The sequence below is a fragment of the Microcoleus sp. B3-D7 genome (genome assembly GCF_036705305.1).
Taxonomy (GTDB): Bacteria; Cyanobacteriota; Cyanobacteriia; order Cyanobacteriales; family Microcoleaceae; genus Microcoleus.
Map to the genome: position 1 here is coordinate 208,702 of NZ_JAUBUE010000001.1, position 23,759 is coordinate 232,460.

General features: G+C 45.9%; 15 protein-coding genes. 10 read left to right on the forward strand and 5 right to left on the reverse strand.

The genetic code is table 11. The features are described 5' to 3' along the window. Positions 1-4: 4 nt before the first annotated feature. The 7 genes from QUB25_RS00760 to QUB25_RS00790 all read left to right on the forward strand — a co-directional run bounded on the left by QUB25_RS00760 (position 5) and on the right by QUB25_RS00790 (position 7,471). The gene (locus tag QUB25_RS00760) at positions 5-1,909 is read left to right on the forward strand and encodes a response regulator (RefSeq protein ID WP_333181559.1); all 1,905 of its coding nucleotides are present in this window, start codon (positions 5-7) and stop codon (positions 1,907-1,909) included. A gap of 74 nt (positions 1,910-1,983) precedes the next feature. Further along, complete coding sequence (locus tag QUB25_RS00765; protein WP_333181561.1) at positions 1,984-5,418, forward strand: PAS domain S-box protein; 3,435 nt, start codon at positions 1,984-1,986, stop codon at positions 5,416-5,418. 57 nt (positions 5,419-5,475) lie between these two features. Further along, positions 5,476-5,856, forward strand: a complete 381-nt coding sequence (locus QUB25_RS00770; RefSeq protein ID WP_333080230.1) for a response regulator — start codon at positions 5,476-5,478, stop codon at positions 5,854-5,856. 116 nt (positions 5,857-5,972) lie between these two features. Beyond that, on the forward strand, positions 5,973-6,407 hold the full coding sequence (locus QUB25_RS00775) for a hypothetical protein (protein WP_333181563.1): 435 nt from the start codon (positions 5,973-5,975) through the stop codon (positions 6,405-6,407). A 121-nt stretch (positions 6,408-6,528) separates the two neighbouring features. Next, positions 6,529-6,909, forward strand: a complete 381-nt coding sequence (locus QUB25_RS00780) for a response regulator (RefSeq protein ID WP_333181805.1) — start codon at positions 6,529-6,531, stop codon at positions 6,907-6,909. Between the two features lie 173 nt (positions 6,910-7,082). After that, the gene (locus QUB25_RS00785) at positions 7,083-7,352 is read left to right on the forward strand and encodes a response regulator (protein WP_333181565.1); all 270 of its coding nucleotides are present in this window, start codon (positions 7,083-7,085) and stop codon (positions 7,350-7,352) included. Then, complete coding sequence (locus QUB25_RS00790) at positions 7,349-7,471, forward strand: hypothetical protein (protein WP_333181567.1); 123 nt, start codon at positions 7,349-7,351, stop codon at positions 7,469-7,471. Before QUB25_RS00785 ends, QUB25_RS00790 begins: the two co-directional genes overlap by 4 nt. Positions 7,472-7,959: 488 nt before the next feature. Here QUB25_RS00790 and QUB25_RS00795 read toward each other — a convergent pair whose 3' ends face one another. From QUB25_RS00795 to gatB, 5 genes are all read right to left on the reverse strand, one after another. Then, positions 7,960-9,192 carry a pentapeptide repeat-containing protein gene (locus tag QUB25_RS00795; RefSeq protein ID WP_333181569.1) on the reverse strand — a complete coding sequence of 411 codons (1,233 nt, stop codon included), beginning with the start codon at positions 9,190-9,192 and terminating at the stop codon, positions 7,960-7,962. 106 nt (positions 9,193-9,298) lie between these two features. Continuing rightward, complete coding sequence (locus QUB25_RS00800) at positions 9,299-9,937, reverse strand: Uma2 family endonuclease (RefSeq protein WP_333181570.1); 639 nt, start codon at positions 9,935-9,937, stop codon at positions 9,299-9,301. Positions 9,938-10,017: 80 nt separating this feature from the next. Then, positions 10,018-10,593: a Uma2 family endonuclease gene (locus QUB25_RS00805; RefSeq protein WP_333181572.1), complete on the reverse strand. Its 576-nt coding sequence runs from the start codon at positions 10,591-10,593 to the stop codon at positions 10,018-10,020. Between the two features lie 43 nt (positions 10,594-10,636). Next, on the reverse strand, positions 10,637-11,803 hold the full coding sequence (locus tag QUB25_RS00810; protein ID WP_333181574.1) for a pentapeptide repeat-containing protein: 1,167 nt from the start codon (positions 11,801-11,803) through the stop codon (positions 10,637-10,639). A gap of 373 nt (positions 11,804-12,176) precedes the next feature. Then, positions 12,177-13,679 carry an Asp-tRNA(Asn)/Glu-tRNA(Gln) amidotransferase subunit GatB gene (gene gatB, locus QUB25_RS00815; protein ID WP_333181576.1) on the reverse strand — a complete coding sequence of 501 codons (1,503 nt, stop codon included), beginning with the start codon at positions 13,677-13,679 and terminating at the stop codon, positions 12,177-12,179. Positions 13,680-14,225: 546 nt separating this feature from the next. Between gatB and QUB25_RS00820 the strand changes: the two genes are divergently transcribed. The 3 genes from QUB25_RS00820 (at position 14,226) to QUB25_RS00830 (ending at position 23,212) form a co-directional block, all read left to right on the forward strand. Continuing rightward, positions 14,226-17,501 carry a PAS domain S-box protein gene (locus QUB25_RS00820; RefSeq protein WP_333181578.1) on the forward strand — a complete coding sequence of 1,092 codons (3,276 nt, stop codon included), beginning with the start codon at positions 14,226-14,228 and terminating at the stop codon, positions 17,499-17,501. Between the two features lie 371 nt (positions 17,502-17,872). Then, positions 17,873-21,082, forward strand: a complete 3,210-nt coding sequence (locus QUB25_RS00825; RefSeq protein WP_333181581.1) for an EAL domain-containing protein — start codon at positions 17,873-17,875, stop codon at positions 21,080-21,082. 540 nt (positions 21,083-21,622) lie between these two features. Further along, positions 21,623-23,212, forward strand: coding sequence for a glycoside hydrolase family 57 protein (locus tag QUB25_RS00830; RefSeq protein WP_333036521.1), 1,590 nt, complete (start codon positions 21,623-21,625; stop codon positions 23,210-23,212). The last annotated feature ends 547 nt before the right edge of the window (positions 23,213-23,759 follow it).

Sequence of the window (23,759 nt, forward strand, 5' to 3'; positions counted from 1 at the left end):
CAAAATGAAGAAGTCTCCGATAAAAATTCTGCTCGTAGAGGACGATGGAGGGCTGAGTGCAACACTGGCAAAGGTGTTGGAAGCAAATCATTACGGGTTCGATCGGGCAAATGATGGACAAGCGGGCCTAGACTTGGCAGCAGCAATTGAGTATGACCTGATTTTGTTAGACGTGCAGGTTGCCAAACTAGATGGAATTAGTCTATGTCGGCAACTGCGATCGCAAGGCTACTGCAAACCGATCCTGTTAATGACGGCAAAGGATTCAGATGCGGAGGTGGTGGCTCTTTTCGATGCGGGAGCCGATGATTACATCAGCAAGCCTTTTGCTACGGAAGTATTACTGGCAAGAATCCGAACTTTATTGCGACGCAGTAAAGCACTTTCCCCAGCAGGTTCTACTCAGAATTCAGCGGCTAATACATTGACTTGGGGAGCTCTTTGTTTAGATTTAGATTCTGGTAGAGTGACATTTGCCGAAGAAATAATTTCACTGACAGCGACAGAATATAATCTGCTGGAATTATTACTGCGAAATCCCGATCGCATCTTTAGCCGCAGTGCTATTTTGGATCGTCTGTGGGGATTTGACGACGCACCAACCGATCGCGCTATTATCACTCATATTAAGGATGTCAGAAAGAAACTGAAGGCCGGCGGCTTAACTGAAGAAATCATCGAAACAGTTTATGGCATGGGCTACCGACTGAAACCGTACCCCCAATCTGCGTCATCTAGTTCAAATAATCCTGGGATTGAGCGCACCCAAAAACCTCAATCTCGCGGGATAGATAAGTCTGAGAGCGGCAAAGTGTTAGAGCGGTTTCGGGGAGTATTCAATCAACAAATTACTGTATTGGAACAGGCAAAAACTGATTTATTAGCCGGAAATTTAGAAACAGAATTACAGCGAGCTGCCAAACATGAAGCTCATAAATTAGCCGGATCTCTGGGATCTTTTGGTTATCCGGAAGGCTCTAAATTGGCACGCTCAGCAGAGCATTTACTAATAAACGATCGCTCTTTGACTGCTGAGGAAATTACCCGCTTTTCGGAATTGGTGACAGGATTACATCAGGAATTAGACAAAACACCGATTACATCAACGGCTGCACCAGTTTCTACTATTTCAAATTTTAACTATCGGGTTTTGGTAGTTGATGATGATGCTGCATTAACGGAGCGATTGAAAGTAGAATCGGAAGCTTGGGGATTTCGGATGAAAATTGCGCCGAATATTACTGCTGCCCGATCGCGTCTTGCTTTGTCAATGCCCGATGTGATGTTACTAGATTTAAGCTTTGCAGAGACAGAGGAAGATGGATTGACGCTACTGCGAGAATTGACCGAGCGATCGCCTACTCTTCCTATAATCGTTTTTACCGGACGAAATAGTCTTGCCGATCGCTTGGCTGTATCGCGCTTAGGTGCTAAGCAATTTCTCCACAAACCTGCAACCACCGAGCAAATTTTTCGAGCGATCGCCCGTGTTTTACCCAGTCCCAAAACTTCAGAAGCCAAAGTCTTAATCGTAGATGATGACCCTGTGATGCTGATTAAATTATCAGGGTTACTGACCCCTTGGGGACTTGAGGTGACAACTCTCAAAGAACCACAGAAATTTTGGGAGGTGTTAATTAGCACTGAGCCCCATTTAGTAGTGCTGGATCTAGAAATGCCGATCGTCAACGGCTTAGAATTGTGTCAGGTTGTCCGACAGGATATCCAATGGGAAAATTTACCGATTTTGGTGGTGACAGCCCATACCGATCCAGAATCTCTCCAACAAGCCTTTGCAGCCGGAGCCGATGATTTTATTACCAAGCCGATACTAGGACCTGAATTAATCACGCGGGTACTCAGCCGAATCAAGCGCTCTCGTCCTTTACTTAAGCCTGGGAATACTTAAATAGAACTTACGCATGAAAGCTAAAAACCCGGTTTCTGCCTCAATCTAAAAAATGTAATTAAGTAAGTACATTAATGATAGAACATACTGATGAAAATTATGGGAAATGGCAACAACAGCCACAGCAAGTCCTGGCTAAAACAGCACTTTCTCTCTCCGCATCCCTCAAACTAGAAGATATTCTCAACACTACGGTCACTGACCTCAGAAACATTCTTCAATGCGATCGCGTAATTATCTTGCAATTTGCTCCAGACTGGAGCGGAAATGTGGTGGTAGAGTCAGTTGGTTCAGAATGGACAGCAATCTTATCCACTCAGATACACGATCCTTGCTTGGGTGAAAGCTATATCGAACCCTTCAAACAAGGCTTATTCACCTCTAAATCTGATATTTATACTGCCGAAATTGATACTTGTCACCGGGAATTCCTGGCAAATTTTAAAGTTAGAGCTAGCCTGGTTGTTCCTATCCTTGAGGGAGAAGAACTTTGGGGATTATTGATTGCCCATCAGTGTGCAGAACCTCGCGAATGGCAACCCTCAGAAATTGAACTCATGCGACAGCTAGCAACTCAAGCTGGAATTGCCATTCAGCAAGCTGATTTATTTGATCGAGTACAAACGGAACTGAGGGAGCGGCAACAAGCAGAAATTGCCCTACAACAACTCAATACTGAACTCGAACAACGAGTCATAGAACGGACTGCAGAACTCACTGAAGTCAACCATAGCTTGCAAGAATATATCAATCAAGTTGAAGACCTCTATAATAAGGCTCCCTGTGGCTATCATTCCCTAGATGCAGCAGGAACAATAATTATGATTAATGATACGGAACTCAAGTGGTTAGGCTATACCCGCGATGAAATTGTACATAAAAAGAAATTTGTTGATTTAATTCCTCTTGAAAGTAAGATTATTTTTTATCAAAATTTTCCCTTATTTAAAAAACAAGGCTCGATCAACAATCTAGAGTTTCAGCTTTTGAAGAAAAACGGAAAGCTCATTTGGATAAACTTAAATGCTACAGCAATTTATGATGAAGCAGGTAACTTCATGATGAGTCGTTCTAGCCTATTTGATATCACCGATCGCAAACGTACTGAAGCAGCCTTCCGCCAATATGAGCGCCTCGTATTCAATACAAGAGATGGGATTGCGCTAATAAATATTAACTATGTTTATCAAATAGCCAATCAAGCTTATTTGACTTGGTGCAACAAATCGGAAAGCGAAGTTATCGGAAATTCTGTTAAGAATATCCTGGGTGCAGAGTTGTTTGATAACTTCATCCAACCTCGCTTAGATAGATGTTTGGCTGGAGAAACAATTCAGTATGAAAAGTGGTTTGACTATCCCAATTTAGTACCACAATTTTTGAGCGTTACCTATACGCCTTTCCGCGATGCAGGTGAAAATATTTCAGGCGTTATCGTCAGTCTACGCGATCTGACTCAACTAAAACAAACAGAACAAATGTTGGATCTTCAGGCTGTCATTACCCGCAACATGGCGGAAGGCATTTGTTTAGTAAGAGCAGATAATGGAGTTATTGTCTATGCCAATCCTAAGTTTGAGCAGATGTTTGGCTATGACTTTGGCGAACTCAACGGTCAGCACGTTTCGATTCTCAACTATGCCACCGAATCGGTCAGTCCTGAAGATGTAAATCAAGCCATTCGGTCTGCCGTTTTCCAAAACAGTGAATTCAGCTATGAAGTCCACAATGTCAAGAAAGATGGGACTCCATTTTGGTGCAGTGCAACTTGCTCTGTATTCAATGATTCCGACTATGGCGATGTTCTGGTGGCCGTTCATCAAGATATCACAATAGCGAAGCACCTCGAAGAAGTTAGACAAGAGGCGGAAGCAGCCTTACTACAGAAATCCCGAAAGGAAAATTTGCTCTGGAGGATTACTCAAGGGATTCGCCAATCTTTGGATCTGAATGCCGTTCTAAATACTGCTGTTACTGAAATTAGGCAGACATTACAAACCGATCGCACTGCCATTTACCGATTTAATCATGATTGGAGTGGTGATTTTATTTTCGAGTCAGTTGGTGAGGGTTGGGTAAAACTGATAGGGAGCGATATTCAAAAAATTTGTGGAGATACCTATCTGCAAGAAACTCACGGCGGTCGATTCCGACATAATGAAAGTTTTGTGGTTAATAATATTTACGCCGCTGAACTTCAACCCTGTCATGTCAACCTATTGGAACAATTCCAAGCAAAAAGTTATGCAGTTTTCCCGATATTTTTGAGAGAATCTCTTTGGGGTTTGTTAGCTATCTACCAAAATACTGCACCTCGTCAATGGCAATCGTGGGAAATAGAATTACTTGCACAGATTGCCAGCCAATTGTCGATCGCCATTCAGCAATCCCAACTCTACCGACAGCTTCAGGTCGAACTGCAAGAACGTAAGCAAGCCGACGCCACGATCCGAGAAGCCGAACGACGCTGGCGATCGCTCTTGGATAACGTGCAGTTGATTGTTGTCGGACTTGATATAGAGGGAAATGTTAATTACGTTAATCCTTTCTTCTTAAAACTCACAGGATATACTCATCCCGAAGTTTTAGGAGAAAATTGGTTTGAAAACTTCTTACCCCGTTCTAATCAACAATCGACTCAAGTTGTTTTTTCGGAAGTTTTAGCCCATAACTATCGTCCCTATTATCAAAATCCCATCTTGACAAAAGTCGGTGAAGAACGGTTCATTGCCTGGAACAATACCATGCTGCAAGATTCAGAGGGAAACATCATTGGAACTATCAGCATAGGGGAAGATATTACCGAACGACAAAAGCTAGAACACATTAAAAATGAGTTCATTGGTATTGTTAGCCATGAACTTCGCACTCCTTTGGCAGGAATTCAAATGTCATTGGGACTAATAAAAAGTGGGGTTTATGATAAAAAGCCCGAAAAATCTAGACGCATGATTGAAATTGCCCTTCTAGATACCACTCGATTAGTGCACCTGGTTAATGATATTTTAGATTTGGAGCGCCTCGACTCAGGGCGGGCAATTGTCGAGAAAACCGTTTGCAAAGCTGCCGATTTGATGCAGCAAGCAATAGATAGCATTCAGGCGATCGCTACTCAACAGCAGATCTCATTAATCGTTAATCCCACCGATTCAGAAGTCTGGGCAACAAGAGATGCGATCGTCCAAACCTTAACAAATTTGCTCAGTAATGCGATTAAATTCTCACCTGCCGATTCCACAATTCATCTGAGTGCCGAAAACCAGACAGACTTTGTGCTCTTCCAAGTTAGCGATCGCGGGCGAGGCATTCCAGCAGATAAACTAGAACTCATTTTTGGGCGATTTCAACAAGTTGATGCCTCCGACTCCCGCGAAAAAGGAGGCACCGGTTTAGGTTTAGCAATTTGTCGCAGTATTGTTGAGCAGCATGGCGGCAAAATCTGGGCGGAAAGTATCTTAGGTGAAGGCAGCACATTTTGCTTCACCCTACCCTTAGCCACCGTTGAATAACGCTTAGATTAATTTGTAGCATCAATCCCAAATCCACAATCTCCAATCCAAAACGCCATGACAGACAGACAAATTCTAGTTGTTGACGATGAAGAACACCTTCGGGAACTTGTGCAGGCTTGCTTAGAAGATTTAGGCGGATGGGAAACAGTGGGGGCAGGATCGGGAGAGGAATGTTTACAAATACTGCAAATAGAACAACCCAACGCTATTTTGCTGGATGTATCTATGCCGGGGATGGATGGGTTTGCCGTGTACGAGATCCTGCAGTCCGATCCGATTACCCGATCGATTCCAGTGATTCTGCTGACAGCGAAAGTTTTGCCCAGCGATCGGGCTAAATTTGCCCAGATGGCGGTAGCTGGGGTAATTGCCAAACCAATCGAACCCATCACCCTGACGGAAGAAGTAGCAGAGATTTTGGGATGGGTTGATTGACTTTGACCATTTTTTTGAAGTTTTGTAACAAAAACGGAATCTTTACCAATTCCTTACCGTTGTTATTTAGTCTCCTGTTATGCAGCTAAAAGTTCTTTGCATTAGGAGGAGACTCAATGAATGCTTTTCAGGCTTTGAATGATATAAATCAGGATCTCGCAGGTTCATTTTCCGGTTTGCCCACTGGTTGTCAGCAATCCACACTTTGGATTGCTCATACAGAGGAAACACCGATCGCAGGTATTAACATTCAAGAAAAGGATGCGACACTGATCCTTAAAGTTCACGTTTCTGACATTCATCTTGTCAATTTGAATCTTCAAATCACTCCAGAAACTGTTTTAATTCAAGGTCAACCTACCGAAGCTGTGGGAGTAGAAGGTTATTTCCTTCCTAGTGGATTTCAAAGTCTCATCCCGTTGCCCCACCGCGTACACCCTGAAATCTATGGAACTGAAATACACCCTGATGCTTTAACAATTCAGCTTGCTAAAGAATTGAGAGTTCCGCCATCCCAAGTTCGGATTCAACTCTCAAATACACATCTTTGAGCGGTTGCTTAAAGATGTGTATTTCAGACCCAATTGGCAACCAAAAAAATAATTTGTAATCAAAAAAATGAACGTTTTGCAAGTAGTTAATTATGATAGCACTCTCCTGCCCGAAAACAAGATGATAGGGAAGCAAATTCTCATAGTTGATGACCAAGAACACCTCCGCGAACTGGTACAGTTGTGCCTGGAAGACCTCGCGGGATGGAACACCCTGGTGGCCGAATCAGGACAAGAATGTTTACAAATCCTACAAACAGAACGACCTAACGCTATTTTGCTGGATGTATCAATGCCGGGAATGGATGGGTTTGCTGTGTGCGATCGTCTCCAATCCAATCCCATTACTCGATCGATTCCAGTGATTCTGGTGACAGCAAGAGCTTTGTCAAGCAATATGGCTCAATTTGCCGAAATGGGTGTTGCTGGGGTAATTCGCAAACCATTTGAAGTCACTACCCTGCCGGGAAAAGTGGCAGAGATTTTGGGATGGGATGATTGACACTTCCCGGTATGGCAGACGCAGGATTCTTAAGACTTTACAATCTTAATATCCCTATTGATAGGCTTGCCAAACTCACCCTAGGGCGTGACCACCCCGCCCAAAACCCAGACATGGCTACGATTTGACAGGCTTTTGTTGAATAAAACATGAAGCGTTTGCAAGTTATTGGTATGACTACAAAAATACTTTTATTAATTCACAAAAATCAGAATATAGGGGAGGTAATCCAGGCTTGCTTGACTGATTTGGTAGGTTGGAAGGTGGAAGTTGCTACTTCGACTGGAGAAGGCTTGCGACAAGCAAGTTTCTCTCAGCCAGATGCGATTATTTTGGATGTTGCTATCGGCGAAATTGATGGATTGCTATTTCTCAAACAACTAAAAACCCAACCAGAAACCCAAGGGATTCCGGTTCTGCTGGTAACTCTCAAAGCCAAATGATCCGATTTACAACAGAGTTGGTTCACAAATCTCAACTTGCAGCAGCGATCGTCAATCCTCTCCAGCCAACTATGCTTGCCGTTGAGATTGCGAAGGTGTTGGGTTGGGATTTAGACTGAGTACCCTCTCTGGGAACCTGGGGATTGTTGAATACAATTTCTCTCAGTTATTGCTATTATTACGAAATATTTCGATTTGTATCAATTCCTTAACAACCTTGTATTCTTTACCAAATCTTTATTTCTTACCTCTACATTCAGAGAGTTGCTGCTTCAAGCCAGCTTACAGCCTTTGGGAACAAGAAACAAATACACTTTCGGTAAAGAAGAGGTTTTTATGACAAGCTGTCCTTGCTGCACCAATCAACTGCTGCGTCACGTTCGCCAAAGTCAAATATACTGGTTTTGCCGTCAGTGTTGGCAAGAAATGCCTGTTTACCCTCTTAACAGTTACGGTACATCACTCTCTATAAATGTAGTTAGAGAGTTAAGGATTAAGAAGCCACTTTCTTCAGAGGCGCTAGTTTTAAGGTGAAATTTCATCGCACAGGCGTGACGCCCGTGCCACAATGGAGGCGGATGAATTAAAGGGATCTCGCACTTACCGACTAAACCTCTTCAAAAATTGCGCCTCGCTGCTGTAGATTCACCTGCATCTCCTCATCCATTCCTGAATTGTTCCCGAATCTGGCTGACTCGACATTCGCACCGCTGAAATTAGTATTTGTTAAGTTCACTTCCAGCAGGTTTGCGCCGCTCAAATTGGCACCGCTGAGGTTAGCTAAAGCTAGACTTGCTTTGTGCAAATCTGCGCCGCTTAAATCAGCATTTCCTAAGAAAGCGCCGCTCAAATCTGCCCCGCCGAATTTGGCATTTTGCAGGCTGGCGTCGCTGAAATCGGCATCGTTTAAGGTTGCACCCCGGAAATTTACCCGATCGAGATTTGCGCTGCTAAAATCCACTGCACTTAAAGTCGTTCCGCGCAAGCTACCACCCGCGAAATCTAGTGCTGGATTGAGATTGGCGATTTTTGCCAACTCCACAAAGTTGTCGGTTTCAGCGGAGATAATGCGATCGACCATTTCCTGCAATTCCGCTTCAGCTTCCGGGACAATTTTCACTTCGCGCGGTTCAACCGGAGGTAAATTGTAGGACAATAGCGCCCAACTGAGGGCAGGTTGGAGTTTATTTGCGTGCAGGTATATAGTCAGGATTCTTTCTAAAACCGAATGTTGATTTGGAGTGATATCGTGCGGCCACAAACCCTCCGCATCTGTGAGATTAATATCTTCTTTAGCAACTTCAAAAGCCGCTGCCATCCGAAATTCTTTGCCAGCTAATTCGCCCAGCTTAGCACTTTTTAGCAAACCTTTTAATACGGATTTGCGCTGTTCAACTGCAAAAACCCAAGCTGGCGTTGTATCATTCCTTATTGTGGAAACGTGACACCCTATACTCTCTGTTTCCTTGATCTTTTCCGCCTTCTCGCCGCCCTGAACTCCCCGCTGACTTTCCGTCACTAAAATTTCTGCACTGTTTTGAATGGGCAGGGTTTCTTCTATTGGCAAAAGCTGGAAAGAACCGACTAACTGACGCGATGCTACGGGTATTTCGCAGTTTTCTAGATAGAGTTTGAGCGTCCCGCCTTGCAGACCAAATTTGACGCGACCGCCGAGCAGCGGTTCCCAATGCTCGTTAAAATTCAGACTCAAGTGAATGTCGAGCTGCTGGGTTTGGTCTGCAACCGATGGAACTGGAATTGCTTCTAATTGCATCCACAAGCAATCTGGGTATTTGTTGTGAGACTCTAGCGATCGCATATCGGGTAGAATTGCTGGCACTACCAGCCTGTAATTGATATTTAAATTAGTTTATTATTTCTATTTTATCACAATACAGCTTTTTTTGTGGACAAAATTGTAAATTTTGTTTAATTCGATCCGCAACTCATTGGTTTTGCTGAATTTGGCTTTTTACCCAATTCCGAAATGCTTTCACTAATTCCAAATACTCCATTGTTTCTGCTTGTTCCAAAAATCTAACAATCTCTAATATCGGTAATCTCGGAAATGCTAAACTGATCTCGCCCTCAACGTATTCTCCATTTTCAAATCTGTTGATTCTGAGCCGCCGTCCATTATAAATCCAAACTTCCGGCACTCCCAGATCCGCATAAACCTGCAAGCTATTTTCCGAACGCCTGGTAATATCAATTTCCACCACTAAATCCGGCGGCGGATCTTGAGTCAGATCGATTCTTTTTTTGCCTTTAACTGCACTAATATTCTGAATGTAAAAACATTTATCTGGTTCTGCACCGCTAAGTTCAGGACGTTTGAATGTCGTAGAACCAAGAGGCTCAATTTTCACCTCTAATTCTTCCGCTAAGGTTTGAACAAATCGACCCATTATTATTTTGAAGCGTTCGTGTTCGGGAGAAGGTAGCCTAATTTCAAGATTGTCGCGATTATATGTCAGTCGAATTTGCCGATCGCCGATTTCGGCAAGCAAAGTTTCGTAGGTTTGCCAACTGATACCCGATAGCTCGACAATTTGTTCGGGTGGAGCGAGAGTTTTAGCTGTCATAGGGCTATTTTCGTGAAGAGTTCGTAGGCGCAAGCCGGGGCGTAGCCATCGCACTTTTACATTATATCATCGAAGGAAGCCTAGGCGGGAAATACCGAATACAAATCCAGAGATAACTCGGTAAAACCCGGAATTACCACCGTCTGATTTGGCAAAACCACTCGTTGCAATTGATAACTATAACTTCCGTTTTGCTTCTGATAAGGTTCGCTGTGCATTTCCAGTTGATTATCAACCAAATTAAATATCCAATAATTAGAAATCCCAGTCTCAGCATAGAGAGACAGCTTGGTTGTGCGATCGTACTTCAACGTAGAATCGGAAACCTCAATTACCAACAAGATATCAGCAGGCTGCGGGTGAGAAGAGAAATAACGATCGGCTCGATTGCGGGCAATCACAACATCAGGCTCTGGTTCGCTATCATCAGACAAAATAATTGGCTCTTGCGCGCGCACAAGAGCGCGTCTTGCCAGTAAAATGATTAACTCCTGAACTAAAAGACTGTTACAAAAAGAGTGCAGCCTACCTTTAGCAGCCATAATGATAATTTCTCCGCGAATCAATTCAACTCGCTCATCGGGGGCGAAAAATCCCAGTTCTCCCAAACGGTGATATTCGGCGATCGAGAATCGTTTTGCAGTTACGGCAGTCATAGCTTTTCTTACCCTCTACAATTACCAACCTTTCCAATTAATTCTACTCAAAAATCCCGCCCCGTGCGGTCAATTCAACCTTCAGGGCATCCGAAATTCCCAAACAACAAAAAAACTTGGCATTTTTCACTACTGTATTTGTCAAATCAGCGCGGCTCAAATCAGCACCGTTTAAATTTGCACCGCTCAAATTAACACCGCTTAAATCAGCATTCTTGAAATCAGTATTTGTCAAATTTGCATTTACTAAAATCGCATTCGGTAAATAAGCACTGCTCAAATTGGCGCCGATTAAATTTGCACCGCTCAAATTTGCCCGAGGCAGCTTTGTCCGCAAATCAGCACCACTCAAATTGGCGCTGCTGAGTTCAGCATCCCGCAAATTAGCATTGCACAAATTAGCATCAATTAAAATAGCAGCGCTCAGCAAAGCACCGCTGAGATCGGCCAAAGTCAAATCTGCGCCTCGGAGGTTGGTTTCGCGCAAATCCGCACCGTTAAAATCAGCGTAGTGCAAGTCAAAACCGCTTAAATTAGCCCCAGCAAAATCCTCAACCGGATTCAAGCCAACTGTTTCTACAAGTTGTACAAAACTCTTATTTTTATCAGTTAAAAACAGTTGCCGGACGATCGCCAATTGCTGCTGTCGGTACTGGTTAGCCTTCTCGTAATCTGCTAAATACTTGTAAGCAAGCTTCAAATTCTTGAGAGCATGGCGCTCAATGCGATCGTCCTTGCTGGCGCGCGCGATCGACAACTGCTCGTGATAGCATTCGATCGCACTAAACAAATCTCCCTTAGCATCGTAAGCTAGTGCCAAATTGCCCAAAGTTTCCAACTCAGAGCGCCCGTCGCCAGTGTCCCGCGCGATCGCCAAACGCTGTTGCTGGTAAGCAATAGCACCAGGAAAATCCTCCAGAGCACAGCAAGCATTGCCCAGATTTCCCAAAGCATTAGCCTCGCCCCGACGATCGCCAATTTCTCGCGCTAACACCAAATGCTGCAGGTAGCACTCGATCGCCTGAGCATAATTTCCCAGCGCTTCGTAAGCTACGCCCATATTACCCAGCGCCGCACCCGATCGCCGCTTATCGTCCATTGAGCGATACAGCGCCAGCGCTTCCTGCCAAGAATTCAGCGCCGCCTCAAATTGACGCGCCTGATATTGCGAAATCCCCTGCTTGATTAGCTCGCTAGCTTGTTCGCTCATAATGTCAAAATTAGTTAATAACTAAAATTGATATTAATCGACTCAAAGCGGTAATTGCTAATCGGTAATCGGTAATCGGGGATCGGTATCGTTAATCCCCCTCTCCCCCATCCGTATTTTCACGTCCGTGCAAAAAAAAAGACAAAAAAAGAGAGAGCTACCTAAGTAACTCTCTCTGCCATCAGGGTGCATCTACATAACACAATATAACACGGTCGGGATGAGGGGTGTCACCCCCAAACGTGAAGATGTTGTAAAGAAATGTAGATTAATTATAAAGTTACGATCCCGCGAGAAGGGCGATCGCGCGGCGAGCTCGGGAAAAACCGATCGCCCGCCGCTGTATCCGCTACACGACCCCCTTAACAACTGCTTAGGCTGGGCCGTTAAGCTTCGCCGCCAGCAGCTCATTGGTCAGTTTGGGATCGGCCCGGCCGCCCGTTTCCTTCATCACCTTGCCGACAAAAAAGCCCAGCAGTTTAGTTTTACCTGCTCGGTACTGTTCGAGCTCCTTGGGATTGGCTGCCAACACGGCATCGATCGCTCGATCGATCGCCCCAGTATCAGAAATTTGAATCAAACCCTTACTCTCAACGAACTTCTGAGGCGAACCACCGTTTGCCAGCAACTCCGGCAAAATATCCTTAGCGATTTTGCCGCTGATCGTACCGGCATCAATTAGCCCCAGCAGTTCGGCTAAATCCTGCGGTTGGAAAGGAATTTCTGCGATCGCCAGTTTTTCATTTTTCAGATAAGCAGTAATATCGCCCATCACCCAATTCGCAGCTTGTTTAGCCACAGCACCGGCGGCGATCGATTGTTCAAAATACTCCGCCACCGCTTTGTCGTCAGTCAACACCCGCGCGTCGTAAGGAGAAAGACCGAGCTCAGTTTCGTAGCGATTGCGCTTTTGGGCCGGCAATTCCGGCAGTTGAGCTTTCCAATCCTGCAATTGCTCGGCCGAAACTTTGATCGGAGGCAAATCCGGTTCCGGGAAATACCGGTAATCGCTGGCGCCTTCCTTAACCCGCATACTGAAAGTACACTGCTTGTTTTCATCCCACAGCCGGGTTTCTTGGACGATGGTTTCCCCATTTTCCACAGCTTGAATTTGCCGCTCGATCTCATAATCGATCGCCCGTTCGATCGCATTAAAAGAGTTCATATTTTTAATTTCCACCTTCGTGCCGAACTCTTTTCTGCCCACGGGGCGCACCGAAATATTCACGTCGCACCGGAGCGAACCTTCCTGCATATTCCCGTCGCCAACACCGATGTAGCGCACGATCCGGCGCAATTCTTGACCGTATTCGGCAGCTTCCGCGCCCGATCGCAAATCCGGTTCCGAAACAATTTCGATTAGAGGCACACCGGCGCGGTTGTAATCCACCATTGAATAAGTTGAACCGCTCAGCCGATCGCTGCCGCCGTGAACCAATTTTCCGGCATCTTCCTCCATGTGCAAGCGAGTGATCCCGATTTTTTTTCTAGTAGAATTTCCCTTCTCGTCCACCAGTTCAATTTCTAGCCAACCGTTAGTAGCGATCGGCAAATCGAACTGAGAAATTTGATAATTTTTCGGCAAATCGGGATAGAAATATTGCTTGCGGTCAAACTTACTGTAAGGTGCGATTTCGCAGTTGAGAGCCAGCCCTGCTTTCACCGCATACTCCAGAACTTTTTGATTTAATACTGGCAACACTCCAGGCATTCCCATACAAATTGGGTCAATGTTAGTATTTGGAGCATTGCCAAATTCTGTAGAAGAACTGGAGAAAATTTTAGTATTCGTACTCAATTGACAATGAGTTTCGAGACCGATAATGGCTTCGTACTGAGTTCGGTTTTTTATCGAAGAGGGTGCAGCAGCAGTCATAAGCGATTTAAAAGACTGAATAACTTTAGATTTTATTTTAGCTTTTTATTGACCAAAGTGATTGGAGAGTATTTGTAGGTAGGGGCGGTTTCATTGGTGTCTACAAGCGCGTCAAACCCTGAGTTCAGCAGGTTTAAACCCCTGCCGGACTTGGATAAAGCGTGTTTAGTTGAGACAAATGGGGATCTGCATAGGCAACGCCCTGCTACAGATTCGCGATCGACCCAAGCCCGCAGCCACGCAGATCTCCTTTTGAGCGCCCCCAAACAACAACTCTGTGCAAAAATATACTTAGCGCCTGCTCCTGCCCGCACCCTTCCCTTACCCAGGAGAGTTTTAGATCCATCCACCACAATTGCTGATCAATGTACACCCCAAATCCTTTTACTGGCAGTATTTAATAACGCCCGCCGCCTCCAACGATCGGCTCCACGCACAGACAGACTAAAAATTAAAAATGTATAATTTAACAGGAAATTACATATTTTTAATTTTTAAGCTTTAATTTTGAATTCTAAAAGTAACACTTGCCTAAGTGTAAAAACTATGCCTGAAATTCCAGTAGAAAGTGCCACACTGTTTCAGAACAGCATCACTGAGCTAGAGCAGGCGGAATCAGCCCTCGAACTCGCTTGGAACGAACTCGAAAAACAAACAGCAGAAACCATTGCTCACATTGCCAACGCCGGCTCAGCAAACACACAGGAAATTAGCGATCGCTTGGCCGGCGCGAAGCAACTTCGGCAGCAACTTCAAACTCAAATAAAAAAAGCCAACTCGCGGCGGGAATTTCATCTAGAAAACTCGCCCCTGGCAGTTGTAGAGTGGGACAGCGAATTTCGGGTAATGCGGTGGTCGCCAATGGCAGAACAACTATTTGGCTGGAGTGCAGCAGAAGTAATCGGCAAATACTGGCACGAATGGTCAATAGTTCATCAAGAAGACTTCCAGCAAGTGTGCGGCGTCACAAATCAACTGTTACACAGCAGAGAAACCCGCAACATTTGCCGCAACCGCAACTATACCAAAGATGGCTCGGTAATTTACTGCGAATGGTACAATTCTGCACTCCTCGATGAATCGGGAAGAGTAGTTTCTATTCTTTCTTTTGGCAGAGACATAACCGATTGCCACCGCATTCAAGAAGAACTGCACCGGCGCGAACAAGCTTTCAGCACCCTAGCGGAAAATGCGACCGATATCATTGCCAGGTTTGATAGAGAATTCCGCCACCTTTACATCAACCACGCAGTAGAATTAGCAACCGGAAAAACCCCCGCCGAATTAATTGGCAAGAGCAACAGAGAATCAGGAATGCCACCACACTTGTGCGACCTGTGGGAGGACACTTTTTTGAAAGTTTTTGGCACCGGAAAACAAGAAACCATAGAATTTGAGTTTCCCACTCCCGAGGGCATAAAACATTACCACTGTCGAGTTATTCCCGAGTTTACTGAAGACAATTCAGTAGAAACAGTTTTATCCATAGCCCGGGACATTACTGAACTAAAACAAGTGGAATCCCAGTTACGACAAAGCGAATTTAAATTTAGAACAATAGTTGATTCTAACATGATCGGTCTAATTTTTTGGGACATTAATGGTCCCATTATAGATGCCAACGCCGCTTTTTTAAACACGGTAAAATATACGCGGGACGATTTGCTTGCCGGAAGAATTAACTGGCAAGAAATGACACCGCCAGAATACGTGCGTTTAGACACAGAAAAAGTTGCCGAACTGAGGGCTAGAAATACCGTTATTCCCTTTGAAAAAGAATTTATGCGCTCCGATGGGAGCCGCGCTCCGGTGATGCTCGGCAGCACATTTTTAGAACGAACGCAGCAGTTAGGCGTCAGTTTTGTGCTGGATTTAAGCGATCGCAAGCAGGCAGAATTGGAACTGCAAAAACATCAGCAACTTTTAGAGAGTATTGTTACAACTATACCTAACTTTCTCTACATTTACGATGCAGTAGAAAACAAAAATATTTATGCAAATGAATCGGTCACAGCCATGCTGGGTTACACTCCCCAAGAATTGCAAGATTTGGGTACAGACGCTGTGGCTAAGTTGGTTCATCCCGATGATTTGTTAGAGCTAATTACAGGTAGGGAGCGGCTCAAACACAGCAGCAATACCCATGAAACGCATGACATAGACTACAGAATAAAACACAAAAATGGGGAATGGCGCTGGGTGCACGATCGCTCTAAAATTTTTAAAAGAACCCCAGACGGACAAATTGTACAATTTATCGGTTCTGTACTCGACATCAGCGATCGCAAACAAGCCGAAGAATCATTAAAACAGCAAAAAGAACTGCTGCAAACTATATTCGACAACGTGCCGGTCATGCTCGCATTCTTGGGAAGCAGCGGTGAAGTAAACTGGGTAAACCGCCACTGGGAACAAGTGCTCGGCTGGAGTTTGGCGGAAACCCAAGACCGCGATATCTTGGCGGAATTTTATCCGCAGCCAGAATACCGTCAATACGTTTTGGATGAAATTCAAGCAGCAAATCAGAACTGGAGCGACTTCAAAACACAAGTTAGAGACGGGCGAATTATCGACACTTCTTGGGCAAATGTTCGTCTTTCCGACGGCAGGTGTATCGGCATAGGTCAAGATATCACCGAACGCAAACGAGTAGAATCTGAACTTAAAGAACTCAACGAAACTTTAGAAGCTCAAGTTGCCCAGCGTACCGCAGAATTAGAGACTTTTTTTGATGCTTTGCCGGACTACATTTATGTTGTAGAACGGGACAATATGCGCTTGTCTTTTGTCAACCATCCCCTTGCAGAATTTTCCGGCTTCTACAGCAGGCAGCAGATGCAGGGCAAAACTATTTTTGAGTGCTATCCCAGCGAACTCACAGAACGATTTAGGCAGGAAAATTTGCACGTATTTGAATCGGGCAAAACTCTGCACTACCAGGAAAAATTTGTGAGGCCGGGTGGCAATGCTTACTTCGACACGTTTAAAATTCCGCTGAGAAATCTCAACGGCGACGTTTATGCTTTAATTGGCACTGCTCGCGATATCACTGAGTTGGTAGAGACAAAACAAGCTTTGTCAGAACGCACAGAGCAATTAGAAGCTGCCAATCAAGAATTAGAATCTTTTTCTTACTCAGTTTCCCACGACTTGCGCGCACCTTTGCGACACATTTCAGGTTTTGTACAAGCGTTGAAGCAGCGGCTAGAATTAACTGAGGCTTTGAGCGATCGCAAAATAGTTCACTATATGGAAGTAATTGAAGAAAGCAGCCAAAAAATGAGCCTGTTGATTGACGGTTTGCTCGCCCTGTCGCGGGTGACTCGCACCGAGTTGAGGCAAATTCCGATCGATCTGAGCCGTTTGGTACAAAATGCGATTAAATTGACTAAACCACCAACTGTCGCAGATCCGGCCCAAACTCCCCACAGCGTTGAATTTACCGTCGGAGATTTGCCAACTGTAATGGGAGATCCAACCTTGCTGCAACAGGTGTTCAGCAACTTGATTAGCAACGCCGTCAAGTTCAGTCGCGGACGCACTCCAGCTACAATAGTTATTGAGGGTTTACCGGATGGGACGATTTTTGTCAAGGATAACGGCGTGGGTTTTCCAATGGAATATGCCGATCGCCTGTTTGGAGCCTTTCAGAGGCTGCACTCCCAGAGAGAATTTGAAGGTACGGGCATCGGTTTGGCGATCGTCCAGCGGATTATTCACCGCCACGGGGGCACGGTTTGGGCCGAAAGCCTACCTAGTCAAGGAGCCACGTTTTACTTTAAACTAGGGCAAACAATCTCAAACGGTAGTATAGATTCGTAAGTTAAGTGTATAAGAGTTTTAAATTCAAAATTTAAAACTCTTATACACTTAAATAAGTCACAATCGGTGAGAGCATCAGAATTTTGGTATGACAGGAGTGTTCACTGTTAGGGATGGAAGCGAAAGATCTAGGCTAGGCTGTCCAAGATGCTCGTACTCCTAAAAAACGCTCTTTTAAAAATGGGGATGATCCCCAATCGGTTCGGTCAGCCCTCGACTGCCGGTGCTAAATCAAGGTCTGCCGAGTAGAGTAGATAATTGATTTTGCTAAAAATAACTAAAAATATAGAGATAAAATTAACAACAAAACTCAGTCTAAAAAATTACTAGCAAAAACACGAATAACCAATTGAAAACCTCCCAAATACATTATGTTAGATATAAATCAGACCAACTATCTACTAAAAATGGTTGCGGAATCAACATTAAACTTGTTGATTATCGAAGACATGGCAGAAGATATGGAATTAATAGTGCTCGCCTTAGAATCGGGGGGGGTAAATTTTAAGTGCGACACTGCCGAAACAGCAACAGAGTGCAGAAAACTGCTCGAAAATTACAAGTACGATGCTGTACTATCAGATTACCGCCTCCCTGGCTTCAACGGTTTAGAAGTGTTGAAATTAATGCAGGAATTAGGGCAAGACATACCCTTGATTTTAGTAACGGGAAGTTTGGGAGAAGAAGCGGCAGTTGAGTGCCTCAAAGCCGGAATGACCGATTACGTATTAAAAGGGCGACTGTTTAGGTTGCCAACAGTCTTAGAACGATCGCTCCAAGAATACAAAATGCGGCGCCAGCAACAAGAAGCGATCGCCCAAATTCAGCGGCAAGCTCAGCGAGAAGCGATCATCAACCGCATCCTCCAAGCCATGCGCTTCACCCTTGTACTCGACGAAGTGCTGCAAACCACCGCAGATCAACTGCACGAAGCTCTAGACATCAGCGCCTGCGCCATCTTGCAGCCAGATGCTGAAGGCGGCATCAGAGTTCGCTACATCAGCAAAGCATCCGACCGAGAAGGGTTTGTTGGGGTAAATTGCAAAGTAGCCGAGCACTACAGATCGGGGCTCGCGGCCGGGGAAACCCTGATTATCGACGAGTTATCGACACTGTGCCCGTCCCTGCAAGAATCAGCAGGGTTGGTAGGGTTTCGCTCCGTCGCGATCGCGCCACTGCTCTACCAGCAGTCATTTTTGGGAGGAATTAGCCTCTATCAGTGCGATCGGGCGCGCTCTTGGAGCGTCGAAGAACTGTCGCTACTCAAAGCCATAGCCGATCAGTGCGCGATCGCGATCCACCAAGCCGAACTCTACCAACAAGCCCAAACCGAGCTTGCAGAACGCAAGCGCGCCGAAGCAGCAGTCTGCGGCATCCAGCAGCAGCTAGCCACAATGGCAGCCAATATTCCCGGCTCAGTCTACCGCACCGTGCTGCATCCAGATGGCACAATGTCCCTGCCCTACATCAGTCCGGGCGTGCGCGAAGTTACTGGGTTCGGGGCCGAAGAAGTGATTTCGCACCCAGAACTCTTGACCGAAATCATCCATCCAGAGGACAAAAGCTCGTCTGACAGCCACGTAGCAGCATCGAGAGCGAGTCTTTTGCCGTGCGATCGCCAGTACCGCATCGTTCTGAGATCTGGGGAGATCAAGTGGGTGCAAGACAGCGCTAAATTTTCCAAAAACGAAAACGGCGACGTAATTATAGACGGAGTAGCCCTCGACATCAGCGATCGCAAACAAGCAGAATCAGCCCTGCGCCAAAGCGAACAGCGATTTCGCTCGCTGATTGAAAACGCCACAGACATCACGATCATTCTCGACGCCGAAGGAATCTTCCGCTACATCAGCCCTTCCGTCAAGCGAATTTTAGGATACGCGCCCCACCAGGCGATCGGGCGCAGCGCCTTAGAAATAGTTCACCCCGACGACTGCGCCACGATCACCGAAACCCTCCACAAAGCCATTAAAAACCCCAAAAGAAGCCAGTGCCCAGTTGAGTACCGAGTCCGCCACCGCAACGGTTCCTGGTGTTATGTAGAAGCTGTAGCCACCAACTTGCTGTATGATCCCGCAGTCGAGGGAATCGTGATTAACTGTCACGACATCACTCAGCGCAAACTCGCCGAAGAACAACTGCTGCACGATGCTTTTCACGACGCCCTCACCGGATTGCCGAACCGATCGCTATTTACCGATCGGCTGGAACACGCTCTGAGGCTGGCAAAACGGCGCAAAGACTACTTGTTTGCCGTACTGTTTCTCGATTTAGATAGATTTAAAGTAGTCAACGATTCCCTCGGCCACGCCATCGGCGATCAACTGCTAGTCTCGATCGCGCGGCGTCTGGAAGCTTGTCTGAGGGTCGGAGATACAGTGGCCCGCCTCGGAGGTGACGAGTTTGTGCTGTTGCTAGAAGACATCGAGGGCATCAATGAAGCTACCACCATTGTCAACCGCCTGCAAAAGAAAATCACCTCCCCTCTCCTTCTAGACGGACACGAAGTATTTATCACCGCCAGCATCGGCATAGCTTTGAGTTCTGGCGAATACCTGGAACCGACAACCCTGCTGCGCGACGCCGACACAGCAATGTACCGCGCCAAAGAACTTGGCAGAGCCCGACACGAAGTTTTCAACAGTTCCATGCACGCCCACGCTTTGCGCCTGTTGCAGCTAGAAAACGACCTACGGCGGGCGATCGAATCAATTAGAGAGTCGGTCAGAGAAGAAGACTTTCCCTCATCCCCCGAATCAGCCTTACCTCCCTTATCCGCAGCGCCCCAGTTTATTATTCACTACCAGCCGATCGTGTCGATCGCCAGTAACACAATTACCAGTTTTGAGGCCCTAGTGCGCTGGCAGCATCCAGAACGCGGCTTAGTTTCCCCCGGTGAATTCATCACCATCGCCGAAGAAACCGGCTTGATCGTACCCCTGGGCCGCTGGGTACTCCGCACAGCTTGCCACCAAATCCGCCAGTGGCAGCAGCTATTTCCCAGCAATCCCCCCTTAAGCGTTAGCGTCAACATTTCTGTCAAACAGTTTTCTCAGCCAGATTTAATCGAATACATCGATCAAGTTCTCGCAGAAACTCACCTCGACGGCAGCAGTTTAAAACTAGAAATTACCGAAAGCGTACTCATAGAAAATTCCGAATCAGTAACAGCAATGCTGGTACAGCTCAGAACCCGAAACATACACTTGTGTATTGACGACTTCGGTACCGGCTATTCATCGCTTTCCTACCTGCACCGCTTCCCCACCAATACCTTAAAAATAGACCGCTCTTTTGTTAGCAGGATGGGAGGGGAGTTCGATTTCAGTAAAGGAGGGATTGACCCGACCGAAATTGTGCGGTCGATCGTTACTTTGTCCCACAATTTAGGCATGGATGTAGTAGCCGAAGGAGTCGAAGAAGCCTCGCAACTATCTATACTCAAAGGGTTAAAATGTGAGTACGCCCAGGGATTCTTTTTCTCAAAGGCAGTAGACTCTCAAACAGCAGCAACCCTAATCCGACAGCAAGCAGAAAATCAGAATTTGCTGACATTTAGTTTGTTAGAGAAAGGCCATTAAAAAAACACGGCATTTTGTGAGTCCCGTTTCAGCATAAAATCTTAAAATATTTTAAAACAGTCCCTAACTGGCGTCAGTTAATAACTACGGCATCCAAATCACTGTCAACAACCCATGTCTAAAGATACTGGGCTTTCAGCCTCAGACTTAAACGATAGTTGACCAGATGTGTAGCTGCGTACTACGTTAACGGTAAGAGTTAAAGACCTACCAGGGAGTGCGAAGCTAGTTCCTTGCCAAGCGAAATTTAGGATTAAATAGACTTATTGGGTTAAATCAGTGTCCTAAATATAGTATCGGCCCTTAACTAAGGCGCAAGCTAACATTACCCCTCTCATAGAGGCTCCTTATGGAGCGAACATTATGCGATCGCGGGTTGCGAGGTTGGAAGTGGTAATTGTCCCACTGAAAGTACATTACAAAAGTACACTCCCATCTAGCAATCCTCGTGTAATGGAAAAATTCACGGCGGTTCAAACCGCCGACCCGTTTCCCTCTCAGCCCTAAAGACGCTGAGTTTCCCACTTACCGAATTTTTTTATGACTATTGGCTACCTCGCCCTCGTTCTCCACGCCCACTTGCCTTTCGTCCGCCACCCCGAAAGCGACTACGTTTTAGAAGAAGAATGGCTGTTTGAGGCGATCGCGGAAACCTATATTCCCCTGCTGCAAGTCTTTGAAGGGCTCAAGCGCGACGGCATCGACTTTAAAATTACCATGAGCATGACGCCGCCCTTAGTGGCCATGCTGCGCGACCCCTTGCTGCAAGACCGCTTCGACGACCACTTGGCTAAACTCGAAGAATTAGCGGACCTCGAAATCGAACACAACAGCGGCAACGGTCACCTCCGCTACTTGGCAGAACATTACGCCGCCCATTTCTCTCAAGTCCGCAACTTTTGGGAAAAGTACGATCGAGATTTAGTCAAAGCCTTCAAAGAACACCAAGACACCAACAACCTCGAAATCATCACCTGCGGTGCCACCCACGGCTACCTACCGCTGATGAAAATGTACCCCGAAGCAGTTTGGGCACAAATTCAAGTAGCTTGCGACAACTACGAAGCAAACTTCGGCCGCCGACCAAAAGGAATTTGGCTGCCCGAATGCGCCTACTACGAAGGCTTAGAACGGATGTTAGCCGACGCAGGCCTCCGCTACTTTCTCACAGACGGTCACGGCATCCTCTACGCCCGCCCACGTCCCCGCTACGGCAGCTACGCCCCAATTTTCACCGAATGCGGAGTAGCAGCCTTCGGTCGGGATCACGAATCCTCGCAGCAGGTTTGGTCTTCCGAAGTCGGCTATCCAGGCGCTGCCGAATACCGCGAATTCTACAAAGATTTGGGCTGGGAAGCTGACTACGATTACATTAAGCCCTACATCATGCCCAACGGCCAGCGGAAAAATACCGGGATTAAATATCACAAAATCACCGGTCGCGGATTGGGTTTAGGCGATAAACAGTTGTACGATCCTTACTGGGCAAGGGAAAAAGCAGCCGAACACGCCAGCAACTTTGCTTTTAACCGGGAACGCCAAGTCGAACACCTCAACGGCATTATGCAGCGTCCACCGATTATTGTTTCACCTTACGACGCCGAACTTTTCGGTCACTGGTGGTACGAAGGGCCTTGGTTCTTAGATTACCTGTTCCGCAAGAGTTGGTACGACCAAAATACCTACGAGATGACGCACTTAGCCGATTATTTGCGGGGCAATCCGACTCAGCAAGTGTGCCGCCCGTCTCAGTCTAGCTGGGGTTTCCGGGGTTTCCACGAGTATTGGCTCAACGATACCAATGCTTGGATTTACCCGCACTTGCACAAAGCTGCGGAACGGATGATTGAGTTGGGAAGCATGGAACCTGCGGATGAATTGCAGTGGCGGGCTTTGAACCAGGCGGCGCGGGAAGTGCTGCTAGCTCAATCTTCTGACTGGGCATTTATCATGCGTACAGGGACGATGGTGCCCTATGCAGTGCGGCGGACTCGATCGCACTTAATGCGCTTTCACAAGCTGTACGATGAAGTGAAAGAAGGGAAAGTTGATTCGGGTTGGTTGGAGAAGGTTGAGGAGATTGATAATATTTTCCCTGAAATTAACTATCGCGTTTATCGATCGCTTTAAGCAAACTGCGAGCAAATCCCGACAGTTTCAAACCACTTGCGACACAAAAAAAACCCGCGTAGGCGGGTTTTTTTTCATACAGTTGTTCAAGACTTGGGCAGAACATCTATATTGCAGGTTTGCAGTGGGCGCCTTACCCCGATAAGTAGCGCGTCAAACCTATTCAGGACTTACGCAACTGTCCCAAGTGAGCCTCGCACCCTGCACCAAACCATTAGACAATAAACATATGAGCATTGGGACGTTTTAGTTAACAAATTAAATAACTTGACAGCACTAGAGTGTTTAATTTGATAAATTGTTTGACCCGATTGACCGGCTAAACTTGTTAGCGCAAAGCCTACACGAGTAAAGCGCAAGAAGCAACATGATTTATTTTAATCCGAGCTTTACGACACTGCCAAGACTATATTCTTGTTAATTGCTTGAGCTCTCTGAAATTAGTTGTTATTCCAACGAATGGCACACACTTTGTGTACATCACTTGTTGTAGATTGATTCTTGTCCGTAGTTGCGACATATCCATTTTTTTACAAGTACAGGAAAT